This is a genomic window from Actinomadura mexicana (assembly GCF_900188105.1).
Lineage (GTDB): Bacteria > Actinomycetota > Actinomycetes > Streptosporangiales > Streptosporangiaceae > Spirillospora > Spirillospora mexicana.
In genome coordinates, this window is sequence record NZ_FZNP01000003.1 from 315,798 (window position 1) to 327,841 (window position 12,044).

At 73.3% G+C, this 12,044-nt stretch carries 8 protein-coding genes; 2 read left to right on the forward strand and 6 right to left on the reverse strand.

Translation table 11 applies throughout. The annotated features are described in order from the left end of the window. Positions 1-130: 130 nt before the first annotated feature. The 6 genes from CHC11_RS09995 to CHC11_RS42530 form a co-directional block, all read right to left on the reverse strand. The gene (locus CHC11_RS09995; protein WP_089311357.1) at positions 131-1,744 is read right to left on the reverse strand and encodes a CBM96 family carbohydrate-binding protein; all 1,614 of its coding nucleotides are present in this window, start codon (positions 1,742-1,744) and stop codon (positions 131-133) included. Positions 1,745-1,800: 56 nt separating this feature from the next. Continuing rightward, complete coding sequence (locus tag CHC11_RS10000) at positions 1,801-3,075, reverse strand: hypothetical protein (protein WP_089311358.1); 1,275 nt, start codon at positions 3,073-3,075, stop codon at positions 1,801-1,803. A 107-nt stretch (positions 3,076-3,182) separates the two neighbouring features. Then, positions 3,183-3,974, reverse strand: a complete 792-nt coding sequence (locus CHC11_RS10005) for a WecB/TagA/CpsF family glycosyltransferase (RefSeq protein ID WP_089311359.1) — start codon at positions 3,972-3,974, stop codon at positions 3,183-3,185. Then, positions 3,952-4,923 (reverse strand): sulfite exporter TauE/SafE family protein, encoded by a 972-nt coding sequence (locus CHC11_RS10010; RefSeq protein WP_089311637.1) that lies wholly within the window; start codon positions 4,921-4,923, stop codon positions 3,952-3,954. The genes CHC11_RS10005 and CHC11_RS10010 overlap by 23 nt, the downstream gene beginning before the upstream one ends. A gap of 102 nt (positions 4,924-5,025) precedes the next feature. Next, positions 5,026-6,495, reverse strand: coding sequence for an adenylyl-sulfate kinase (gene cysC / locus CHC11_RS10015; RefSeq protein ID WP_089311360.1), 1,470 nt, complete (start codon positions 6,493-6,495; stop codon positions 5,026-5,028). Between the two features lie 129 nt (positions 6,496-6,624). Continuing rightward, the gene (locus tag CHC11_RS42530) at positions 6,625-7,518 is read right to left on the reverse strand and encodes a class I SAM-dependent methyltransferase (protein ID WP_245919019.1); all 894 of its coding nucleotides are present in this window, start codon (positions 7,516-7,518) and stop codon (positions 6,625-6,627) included. Between the two features lie 259 nt (positions 7,519-7,777). Between CHC11_RS42530 and mfd the strand changes: the two genes are divergently transcribed. Next, entirely contained in the window at positions 7,778-11,347 is a 3,570-nt protein-coding gene (gene mfd / locus CHC11_RS10025; protein ID WP_089311361.1) for a transcription-repair coupling factor, read from the forward strand. A gap of 40 nt (positions 11,348-11,387) precedes the next feature. Beyond that, positions 11,388-12,044: a hypothetical protein gene (locus tag CHC11_RS10030; protein ID WP_143226995.1), complete on the forward strand. Its 657-nt coding sequence runs from the start codon at positions 11,388-11,390 to the stop codon at positions 12,042-12,044.

Genomic DNA, 12,044 nt, shown 5'->3' on the forward strand with positions numbered 1-12,044 from the left:
TGCCGCGCCCCCCACCGGGAACCCGGTGGGGGGCGCGGCACGTCGGCGGGCTCCATGGGGGGCCCGGCCCGTCAGGGCCTAACCCGCCAGGGGCCCGGGCCGGTAGTGGCCCGGGCCGCGGACGGGGCCTTCAGCAGAAGTCGCTCCAGGCCTTGCGGCTCTGGGCGTCGAGGAGGCGGAAGTCGCCGGTGTTCCAGTCGAGGTCGAAGTAGGCGACCCACAGGGCACGGTTCCTGGCGAGGTAGGCGTTGGTGGCCTGCAGCCAGGCGGCGCGCCGGTCGCCGTTGTCTCCGGCGACGAGGTAGCTGCCGGTCTCGGCGACGCCGAACGGGAGGTCCTCGCCCTTGCTCACGGCGACGACGCGGTCGTACATGGCGGCCGGGTCGTCGTAGCGGCCCTTCTTCCAGCCGAGGTTGTACACGTCCCAGCCGAGGACCTGGACGACGTCGCGGCCCGGGTAGTAGTCGCGCCAGTCGCGCTTGGACAGCGGGTCGAGGCTCCAGCCCATCAGGACGAGGGTGGCGTGGAGGCGGGAGTTGCCGGCCTTGTCGGCGAGGGACCGCAGCCGCCGCCACGCGGCGCGGTAGTCGGCGGCGGTGAACTCGCCGGAGGCGATGTTGTCCTCGGGCTCGTGGTAGTAGACCCAGTAGAGGTCGCGGTCGCGGGGCGCGGTGGCGAACCAGCGGGTCAGCTCCCGGTCGTACCTGCCGGCGAGGACGTCCTTGGGCGCCAGCTTGAACGAGATGATCGGCGGGCGGTTCCCGGTGTCGGGCTTGCCCGGCCAGGCGGGCGGGACGCCCTGGTAGAACAGCCGGACCGTCTCCAGGCCGCCGTAGGCGGCGTCCAGGCGGGTGAGGGCCTTCTGGAAGGTCTCACCCGGCTTGAGTTCGAGGGAGAGGCCGCAGAGCGTCCGGCCGCCGGCCGGGGACGTCCTGGGGGTCTTCACCGGTTGCGGGGTCTCCCAGGTGGGTTCCGGCCCGGGCGCGGGAAGCGCCGTGCCGGACGTCTCCGGCGACCTGCTCGGCGTCGGCGGCGGTGCGCCGGGCCGGGTCCGCAGGACGAGGCGCGGGCCCGCGGCGGTCTCCCGGGAGCGCAGCGAGACCGCCGTCCGTGAGCCCGGGCCGGTGATGGCGAACGCGTAGAGGCCGGGGCCGGACACCACCTTGCCGACGTCGAAGGACACCTTGCCCCCCGAACCGGTGGGGGCGGTCGCCACGACGGGTCCGGCGACCGGGCGGTTGCCCCAGGACGTGCCGTCCTCCGTCCACGCGCCGGGCAGCGTGCGCAGCTCGACCTGCCGCGGCCGGTTCTCCAGCCGGTCGAACGTCAGCTCCACGCGGGCCCGGGTGACCGCCGGGGTGCCGGGCGGGACCGTGAACGCGACGTAGGCCTCGGTGTGCCAGCCGGGCCACGCCGAGGCGGTGATCTTCTGCGCGTCGCCGAACGTCGTGCCGGGCATCTCGCGCACCACGTAGGTGTCCGCCGTGGCGGACACGACCGCGTTCGCGCGAGCGGCGGCCGTCCGGGCGTGGTGGGTCGTGCCGGTCCCCGACAGGGCGATCGCGCCCGCGGAGCCGCCCAGGACCAGCAGGGCGCCCGCGGAGGTGACGTAGAAGAACGGGCGGGGCCCGCGGCGCCGGTCGCGGCGCCGCCGCGGCCCGGCCGGCGGGACGGGCAGCGAGCGGCGCGCGTCCGGCCGGTGATGGCCGCCGGGGACCACCTCGCGCTTTTCGTGATGGACCACGGTCCCGCCCCCTCCCGCAGAACGTCCCCGCTCTTCATCTCATGCGAGCCGCCGGCTCACCCCGTGGGGAACATCCCGAGGCGTCCGTGGTACTCGTGACCGAGCTGGTCGGTGTCGCTGCCGACGAGCATCCCCTTCGGATGGGCGACCAGCGTCTCGACGCCGTGGCCGAGCGTCCGCGTGGGGTTCCACGGGAGCGCCTTGCCGGTCTTCGGGTCGAGCGCGCCGATGCCGGGGCGCGAGACGGCGCCGGGACCGGCGGAGTCGTGCCCGTAGGGGTTGTTCAGCCAGCGCTGGTGCCCGCCGACGTAGACCGCGGCGCCGGTCACCGAGGTGGACAGCAGCGTGTCGCCGCCCGTCCAGTTGACCCAGGTCGGCTTCTGCCCCGACCCGGTGGGGGACGACTCCCAGCGGGCGGCCGAGTCGCACATCTGGGCCTGGCCGTAGGGGCCGCCCGTGGTGACGACCACGAAGTACTTGCCGTCGGGCGAGAAGTCCATGCCCCGCATGTAGGTGTCGAACGCGGCGAGGTTGCAGGGGGTGGCGTACCGCTCGGTCGACCAGGTCGACAGCTTCGCGGTGCCCTTGCCCAGGTTGATCATCGCGATCTGGACCCGGCGCTGGTCGTTCACCCTGGTGAACGTCCCGTTGATGACCATCCGGGTGTCGGTGCGGTCGACCGCCATCCGGTACACCTTGAGGTCGCCCGCCCGGGGCTGGGCGATGGTGAAGTTGAACGCGTTGTCGGCGACGCCCGTCAGCCTGTCGACCCGCGCGAGCCCCGTGCGCGCCTTGCCGCCGGCCTTGGTGAAGGAACCGCCGATGTAGAGCCGGCCGCCGCGCACCACCATGGTGTTGACCCGGTAGTTCACGTTCGGCTTGAAGCCGGTGTGGACCTTGTTGGTCGAGATCTTGAGCGCGGTCACCGTGCCGGTCTTGACGCCGTTGACGGTCGTGAACGTCCCGGCGGCGTAGATCCAGTCGCTGGACCCGGGCTGCAGCGCGTGGACGGTCCCGTTGACCTTCGGGACGAAGGCCGTGCTGATCTTCCCGTTCCGCATGTCGTAGGCGAACAGGTTGTGCCGCTTGACCGTCTTCTTGCCGCTGCCGGCCTCGCGGACCTCCTCGAAGTTCCCGCCGACGACGACCCAGTTCCCCACGACGGTGATGGCGCGGACGGTGCCGTCCAGCACGTGCGGGGTGATGTTCACCGGGTTGGCGGAGACGACCGCCGACTGGGAGAGGTCGGCGGAGGCCGTGCCCGCGGCGGCGGGGACGGCGAGCACCGCGGCGAGCGCGGTGACCGTAAGGCGGGCGATGGTGGGGCGCATGAAGGTGCTCCGGGATGCGGCCGGGGACGCTGATGGCATCTTGTCCTACCACATAGCTAGATAGCGGGAAGTGGTTCCTGGGAAGTGCGGCGTGCGAAGCTCGTGGCTCAGTCGGCGGGCCTCCTGCCGTGCCGCAGGCGATGGTGCAGGACCCGGGCCAGGTAGGCGCCCAGTTCGACGGTGTAGCGGCGCCAGAGGCGGCGGGGCTCGCGCGCCAGGCGGTAGAGGAAGCCGACGCGCAGCTTCGTGACCCAGGCGGGGTAGTAGTCGCGCCGTTCGGCGAGGTGCTCGAAGTACGCGCCGCACGTGATGATGACCGGTGCGGTGAGGCGGTCGCGGTACTCGGCGACGAACCGCTGCTGCAGCGGTGTCCCGAGCCCGACGTGCAGGATGTCCGGGGCCGCGTCGTTGATCTCGTCGACGAGGCGCTCGGCGGTCTCGGCGGGGATGCGGCCCTGGCCGTCCGCCCAGTGGCCGTGCTCGGTGCCCGCGACCTCCAGGCCCGGGTACCACGCGCGGACGTTCGCGGCGGCGGCCTCGGCGATGCCGGGCGCGTTGCCGAACAGGAAGACGCGCCAGCCCTCCTCGGCGGGCTGGCCGAACAGGTCGTCGGTGAGGTCGTCGTTGGCCATCCGGCCGGGAACGGGACGCCCGAAGATCTTCGCGGCCAGCACGACGCCCCACCCGTCCGGGAGGTTGAGGTCGAAGCCGTTCATGAGGTCCCGCAGCGCCGGATCCTTCTGCGCCCTGAGCACGTAGTCAGGGTTGGCGAAGGTGACCGTCAGCTTGGACCGCTCCTTGACGGCCGCCGCCACGAAGGAGCGGAACCCCGCGACGTCCACGCGGCTGACCCGTACGCCGAGGACGTCGACGGTGTCATGCGGCCATCGTGGGTCCACGTTCGCTCTGCTCTCCTGAGGCACCGGCGACGCCGGGGGAAACGACCGGAGAGGAGAGCGTATCCCGGCGCGGCGCCGCCCGGTGGCGAAGCACGAGCCAGGCGGCGACCGCGGCGGAGGTGAGCACGACCATGGTCCAGGCGAGGGGGACGGGCGCGACGCCGAACATCTTCAGCGAGGAGGCGACCAGCACGAGGGCCAGCAGCCGCCGGATCAGGGCGCTCGGGGCCCGGGAGGAGATCTTGGAGCCGAGGTAGACGCCGGGGACCGAGCCGGCGAGCAGCGCGGCGGTGACCTCCATGCGGAAGTCGCCGAACAGCAGGTGGCCGATGGCGGCCGCGAACACCAGCGGGACGGCCTGGAGCAGGTCGGTGCCGACGAGCTGGTTGGCCTTGAGCGCGGGGTAGAGGGCGAGCAGCGCGACGATGATGAGGGAGCCGGAGCCGACCGAGGTGATGCCGACGACGAGGCCGCCGACGGCGCCGACCAGCACGGTCGGGACGGGGCGGACCGTGATCTCGGGGGACCGGTCGCCGTCGCCTCGGGCGGAACCGGCGCGTCCCCGGTAGGCGAGGTAGCCGCGCAGCACCAGGCCCGCGGCGGCGATCATCAGGGCCGCGCCCATCGCCTTGCTGATGACGTTCTCCACGGAGTCGCCGTGGCCGAGCGCGCGGGCCAGCAGCACGCCGGAGAACGCGGCGGGCACCGAGCCCGCGCACAGCCACCGGACCAGCCGCATGTTGATGGTGCCCTGCCGGTAGTGGACGGCGCTGCCCACCGGTTTCATCACGGCGGCGGCGACCAGGTCGCTGGACACGGCGGCGAGCGGGCTCACTCCGAAGAACGTCACGAGCATCGGCGTCATCAGGGCGCCCCCGCCCATGCCGGTCAGCCCGACGATGATGGCGACGAGGAACGAGCCGAGCGCCATCGTCCAATCGAAGTCCATCGGCATGACCTACCTGTCATGTAGGAATTATGGTTAACACGATAGGCGATGCCCTCCGGATCGGGAAATACCGGGCAACAGGGACGGGTGGGACGGGGGAGGCTACTCCGCCCGTACCCAGCCGCCGCCGACCAGCAGGTCGAGGACCTGTGCGACCGCCTCGTCCGGCGTCAGCCGCGAGGTGTCGAGCGTCAGGTCGGCGTCGTCCGGCTCCTCGTAGGGGTCGGAGATGCCGGTGAACTCGGGGATCTGCCCGGCGCGGGCCTTGGCGTACAGGCCCTTGCGGTCGCGGCGCTCGCACTCCTCCAGCGGCGTCGCCACGTGCACGAGGATGAAGTCGCCCACGGCGGACACCATCCGCCGCACCTCGGCGCGGGTGGCCGCGTAGGGGGCGATCGGCGCGCAGACGGCGGTGCCGCCGTGCCGGGTGATCTCGGCGGCGACGAAGCCGATGCGGCGGATGTTGAGGTCGCGGTCGGCGCGGGAGAACGTCAGGCCCGCCGACAGCATCCGCCGGACGACGTCGCCGTCCAGGAGCGTGACCGTCCGGCCGCCGCGCTCCACCAGCGCGTCGGCCAGGCCGCGCGCGACCGTGGACTTCCCGGAGCCGGACAGGCCGGTGAAGAACACCGTGATGCCGCGCGAGCGCTTCGGGGGCCGCGCCAGCGCCAGCTCGGCGGCGACGGCGGGCGGGGTGAACCAGTCGGGGACGGGCTCGCCCGCGTCCAGCAGCTCGTCCAGCCGCTCGGGGGTCAGCTCCGCCTGGACGTGGTCGGGCTCGATGCGCGCGACGGGCCGCCAGACCTCCACGTCGGCGTCGTAGGCCCACGGCTCCGGGACGACGAGCGGGACGGCGGTGCCCTCCATCTCCCGTTCGGCGAGCAGGTGGGTGGCGCCGTAGGCTGCGGCGACGTGCGCGCGGAGCAGGATGTCGCGTTCCCGGTCGCCGCGCGCCGGCAGCGGCACGGGGACGATCTGGGCGCCGTCCGGCAGCTCCTTGCGGACGCCGAGCAGCGCCCGGACGAGGGAGTCGTCGTGCTCGCCGCCCAGCAGCGGCAGGACGAGGACCTTCGCCGCGAGCCGCTCGGCGACCTGGCGGAGCTGGCCGAGCTGCTTGCGGTGCAGGGGCTCGCGGGTGGCCACCGCGAGCACGGCGCCCTCGGACGCGTCGAGCTCGTCCGGGCGGCGGCGCAGGCGGTGGAACGGTCCGTGCGCGGGGGCGCGGAGGGCCTCCAGCGGCCCGGCGAGCCGCCAGCCCTGGGTCGTCGGGTCCTGCCACGCCTCGCCGACCCGCAGCACCGCGAGCGGCACGCCCTCGGGGTCCTGAAGGACGACCCGCTCATGGCCGGTCAGCTCCTTGGGGACCGAGAGCGTGACCGGGACCGGCCACGGGGTGCCGTCCGCGAGCCGCCCCCCGGCGATCACCATGGCGGCGTCGAACGAGCCGAGGAAGCCCGTCAGCGGGCGGTACACCACCGCGAGGACGAGTTCGAGGTCGGCGAGCTCGACCGGGTCCGGGGTCCAGGCGGGCAGGTCGCGCAGCGTGTCGGGAAGGCCGGCTTCGGCGGTCACCGCGATCTCCGATCCCGCCCGGCGAGGCAGCCGGGCTCATCCGTGGCGAGCAGGGTTTTCGCAGGAAAAATACTGCCCCGGCCTGGCCGTGCGCACGTCCGCCCCGGCCCGGACGGCCCGCCGCCCCGGTCAGATGACCCGCGCGAAGCGGTTCTCGGGCTTGCGGATGACGAGGGTGACCTCGCTGTGGTCCGCCGTCAGGCGCCCCCGGGTGACCGCCGACACCAGCCGGCACAGCAGGTCGGCCAGGCCGCTTCCGGCCCCGAGGGCCTCCAGCGCCTGCCGCGAGGTGTACTCCTCGGCGACGACCAGCCCGCGCATGACGCAGTACCAGCGCAGGCCCGACCGGGACGCGACCCGGTCGTAGATCGCCGCGGGCGGGCTCGTCCGGACGACCGGCACCGGCCGGGGCACGGCCGGCTCCGGGCCCGCCGGTGCCGTCAGGACCTCCCCGGCCGGGGCGTGCCCGGGGCCGGCCCCGCCCTCGCCCGCCGGGTACGGGACGCGGGCGTGGGCGCCGCGGGCGCGGCGCGGGCGCTCGGCGAACGGGGCGCGCTCCGGGCGGAGGCGGCGCCGGCCGGGCGCGCGCAGCCAGCGGGGGAGCGTGCGGTCCAGGAACCCGAACGCGGTGTCGCGGTCGCGCAGATGCACCAGCATCAGCCCGCCGGGCTTCAATGCGGCGACGAACCGGTCGAGCACCAGCTCGGCGTGCGGGACGCGCTCGATCAGGTACGAGGCGTGGACGATGTCGAAGGCGCGCGGCGGCAGCGGGACGGTGCGCAGGTCGCCGAGGTGCCAGGTGTCGAGGTCGGGCCGCTCGCAGGTGTAGGCGCGCAGCTCCGGGGACTCCCTGTCGACTCCCGTGACCTCGCGCTCGTGGTCGCCGAGATCGAGGCCCGTACCCCAGCCGCAGCCCGCTTCGAGGATGTGGATCCGCTGCAGGGGCTTCTCTAGGGCGTACTGGCGGGCGCGTTCTGAGAAGAGATCGCCGCCGTTGACCGGCGACGTACGCAGATCGGTCACAATCTCGCAGCGTAATCGCTTGGCTGCGCTCCGTCCGCTATTTGCTTTTTCTTGGCGACGACCGTGTCGCCGTCCGTGCCGGTCAGGGCACGGATCGCGGGCCGCACCCCCCGGACGGGCGCCTTCGGCGCCGCCTGAACGAGCGCCGCCGGGGGGCGCGTACGCTGGTACGCGGTACCGGGTCCAGCTGGATTCCGGGGTTTCGGCCTGCCCTGCCTCGGGGTGATCGGCCAAATAGCGGGCGAATATCGGGCGAATTATGACGCTTTCTGGACTTGTTGACCTTGCGTGCACCGATCCCGGTCTGCGGAACGCGCTCACGCGGCCGCGCACGGACCGGGAGATCGTCGCGCCCGCCGCGCTGTGGCCGATCCTGGCCGCCGCGCTGAGCCGCCGCCTGGGCGAGGACGGCGCGGGCGTCGTGCTCGCGGTGACCGCGACCGGCCGCGAGGCCGAGGACCTGACCGCCGCCCTGTCGAGCCTGCTCGACCCCGAGCGCGTCGCGCACTTCCCGGCATGGGAGACGCTGCCGCACGAGAAGCTGTCGCCGCGTTCGGACACGGTCGGGCAGCGGCTCGCGGTGCTGCGCCGACTCGTCCACCCGGGCGCGGGCGGCCCGCCCGGCGGGGACGGCTCGGCGAAGGGCGGCGCGCTGGACGTCGTGGTGACGCCGGTCCGCGCGGTGCTGCAGCCGATCGTGTCCGGGCTCGCCGACCTGGAGCCGGTGCGGCTGGCCTCCGGCGAGGACGCCGACATGGACGAGGCGGTCCGGCGCCTGGTCGAGGCCGGGTACCACCGCGTCGACCTGGTGGAGAAGCGCGGCGAGATCGCGGTGCGCGGCGGGATCCTCGACGTGTTCCCGCCGACCGAGGAGCACCCGCTCCGGGTGGAGTTCTGGGGCGACACCGTCGAGGAGATCCGCTACTTCAAGGCCGCCGACCAGCGCTCCCTGGAGGTCGCGCAGGGCGGGCTGTGGGCGCCGCCGTGCCGCGAGCTGCCGCTGACGGAGAAGGTGCGCGAGCGCGCGAGGCTGCTCGCGCGCGAGCACCCCGCCCTGGAGGAGATCCTCGGGCGGATCGCCGACGGCGACACCGTCGAGGGCATGGAGGCGTTCTCGCCCGTCCTCGCCGAGAGCATGGAGCTGCTGACCGACCTGCTGCCGGACGGGTCGGCGCTGCTGGTCTGCGAGCCGGAGCGGATCCGCACCCGGTCGGTGGAGCTGGTCCGCACGAGCCAGGAGTTCCTGGAGGCGAGCTGGGTCAACGCCGCCGCCGGGGGAGAGGCGCCGATCGACCTCGGCGCCGCGGCGTTCCGCTCGCTGGAGGAGGTCCGCGAGCACAGCACGGAGCTCGGGCTGCCGCGCTGGAGCGTGACGGCGCTGAGCCCGCTCGCGGCGGCCGGCGGGCTCCCGGGCGGCGAGTCCTCCGGCGGCGACGCGGAGGCGCTGAGCCTCGCGGTGCAGCCGGCGGAGGCCTACCGCGGCGACACCTCCCGCGTCGTCGGCGACCTCAAGGGCTGGACGGACGGCGGCTGGCGCGTCGTGCTGGTCACCGCCGGGCACGGGCCCGCCGAGCGGCTCGTCCAGCTCGTCGGGGAGGAGGGCGTCGGCGCGCGGCTCACCGATCTGGCGGACGCGCCCGATCCGTCGGTGGTCACGGTCACGACCGGGCTGCTGGAGAACGGGTTCACCTGGGAGTCGGTCAAGCTCGCGGTGCTGACCGAGACCGACCTGTCGGGGCAGAAGTCGTCCACGCGGGACGCGCGGCGCATGCCGTCGCGGCGGCGCGGCGGCATCGACCCGCTCCAGCTCAGGACGGGCGACTACGTGGTGCACGAGCAGCACGGCGTCGGGCGGTACGTGGAGATGGTCAGCCGGACGGTGCAGGGCGCCACCCGCGAGTACCTGATCCTGGAGTACGCCAAGAGCGACCGGCTGTTCGTCCCGACCGACCAGCTGGAGGAGCTCACCCGCTACGTCGGCGGCGAGGCGCCCAGCCTGCACCGGCTCGGCGGCGCCGACTGGCAGAAGGCCAAGTCCCGCGCCCGCAAGGCGGTCAGGCAGATCGCCGGGGAGCTGATCCGGCTGTACTCGGCGCGGATGGCGAGCCCCGGCCACGGGTTCGCACCCGACACCCCGTGGCAGCGGGAGCTGGAGGACGCCTTCCCCTACAACGAGACGCCCGACCAGCTCGCCGCCATCGACGAGGTGAAGGGCGACATGGAGCGGCCCGTCCCGATGGACCGGCTGATCTGCGGCGACGTCGGCTACGGCAAGACCGAGATCGCCGTGCGGGCGGCGTTCAAGGCCGTCCAGGACGGCAAGCAGGTCGCGGTGCTCGTGCCGACGACGCTGCTGGTGCAGCAGCACCTGTCGACGTTCAGCGAGCGGTTCGCGGCGTTCCCGGTCGTGGTGAAGCCGATCAGCCGGTTCCAGTCCGACAAGGAGATCGAGGAGACGCTGCGCGGGCTGTCGGAGGGCTCGGTGGACGTCGTTGTCGGCACGCACCGGATCCTGTCGGCGCAGACGCGCTTCAAGAACCTCGGCCTGGTGGTCATCGACGAGGAGCAGCGGTTCGGCGTCGAGCACAAGGAGGAGCTGAAGCGGCTGCGGACGCAGGTGGACGTGCTCGCCATGTCGGCGACGCCGATCCCGCGGACGCTGGAGATGGGCCTCACCGGCATCCGGGAGATGTCGACGATCCTCACCCCGCCCGAGGAGCGGCACCCCGTCCTGACGTTCGTCGGCCCCTACGAGGAGAAGCAGATCGCCGCGGCGGTCCGGCGCGAGCTGCTGCGCGAGGGCCAGGTGTTCTTCGTGCACAACCGCGTCCGCTCCATCAACAAGGTGGCGGCGAACCTGGCGCGGCTCGTACCTGAGGCGCGGATCGCGGTCGCGCACGGCCAGATGAACGAGCACGAGCTCGAGAAGGTCATGGTCGACTTCTGGGAGAAGAACTACGACGTCCTCGTCGCGACCACGATCGTGGAGTCCGGGCTGGACGTCCCGAACGCCAACACCCTCATCGTCGACCGCGCCGACATGTACGGGCTGTCGCAGCTCCACCAGTTGCGCGGGCGCGTCGGGCGCGGCCGGGAGCGGGCCTACTCCTACTTCCTCTACCAGCCGGAGCAGCCGCTCACCGAGACCGCGCACGAGCGGCTCGCGACGCTGGCGCAGCACACCGAGATCGGCGCCGGCATGTACGTCGCGATGAAGGACCTGGAGATTCGCGGCGCGGGCAACATCCTCGGCGCCGAGCAGTCCGGGCATGTCGCGGGCGTCGGGTTCGACCTCTACGTCCGGATGGTCGGCGAGGCGGTGCGGGAACTGAAGGAGGGCGGCGGCGAGCCCGAGGCCGTCGAGACCAGGGTCGAGCTGCCCGTCGACGCGCACCTGCCGCACGAGTACGTGCCGGGCGAGCGGCTCCGGCTCGACGCCTACCGGCGGATCGCCGCGATCACCTCCGAGGACGAGATCGGCGCCGTGCACGAGGAGCTGAAGGACCGGTTCGGCCCGCTGCCCGTCCCGGTGCTGAACCTGCTGGAGGTCGCCCGGTTCCGGGCCAAGGCCCGCAAGGCTGGGCTGAGCGACGTCACCCTCCAGGGCACCTTCGTCAAGTTCACGCCCGCGCACCTGCCCGACTCCAAGCAGGTCAGGCTGCAGCGGCTGTACCCGAAGAGCATCCTGAAGCCGGCGACCGACACTCTGCTCGTGCCCGTGCCGAAGACCGCCCCGCTCGGCGGCCGCCCGCTGCGCGACCAGGAGCTGCTGAAGTGGGCGACCGACCTGGTGGACGCGCTGTTCCTGGAGTCCGCGGCGCGGCGCTAGGCTGGCGCCCGCCCCGATCCAGCGACGAGACGAGGAATCCGTGCCTGGTAAGTCCGTGAAGGCGGCGGTGGCGGCCGTGCTGGCGGCCGCCGCGCTGGCCGGTTGCGGCGGCTCCCCGAAGGTCGGCACCGCCGCACTCGTCGGCGACGACCGCATCACCGTCACCACCCTCAGCCAGACCGTCCGCGACTGGCGCGCGCAGTTCCGCGCGGACCCGGCGGCCAACGAGCTGCGCGCGAACCCCGCCAATCCGGCGCCGCAGGTCGCCGGCGAGTCCGAGTCCGACCTGCAGGGCGCGCTCACCCTGCTGATCAACTTCAGGGTCGCCGAGAGGGTGGCGCACCGGGCCGGGGTCGAGGTCACCGGCGGGCAGGTCGACGGCGCGCTCCAGGCCCTGGACCACCAGGGCGGGGCCCAGTCGATCACGCTGGCGAGCGGGCTGCCCCGCGCGCACGCCCGCGACCTGGCCCGGCTGGTGGCGACGCAGCTGGCGGTCATGCAGCGGTTCGGCGCCGACCTGGACAACCGGCTGAACCCGGCGACCCAGCAGGCCGGCCGGCAGTGGAACGAGCTGTTCCAGCGCACCGCCGCGGGCATGCGCATCAAGGTCAACCCGCGCTACGGGCACTACGACCCCGCCAAGTTCGAGATCGCCCCGATCGTCTACCGGCTGTCCAGCCCCGATTCGGGTATCTGA

Coding starts and splice junctions, on each gene's coding strand:
- CHC11_RS10010 (WP_089311637.1), bottom strand. CDS start 4,923: ATGGACTTCGATTGGACGATGGCGCTCGGCTCGTTCCTCGTCGCCATC.
- CHC11_RS10000 (WP_089311358.1), bottom strand. CDS start 3,075: ATGCGCCCCACCATCGCCCGCCTTACGGTCACCGCGCTCGCCGCGGTG.
- mfd (WP_089311361.1), top strand. CDS start 7,778: ATGACGCTTTCTGGACTTGTTGACCTTGCGTGCACCGATCCCGGTCTG.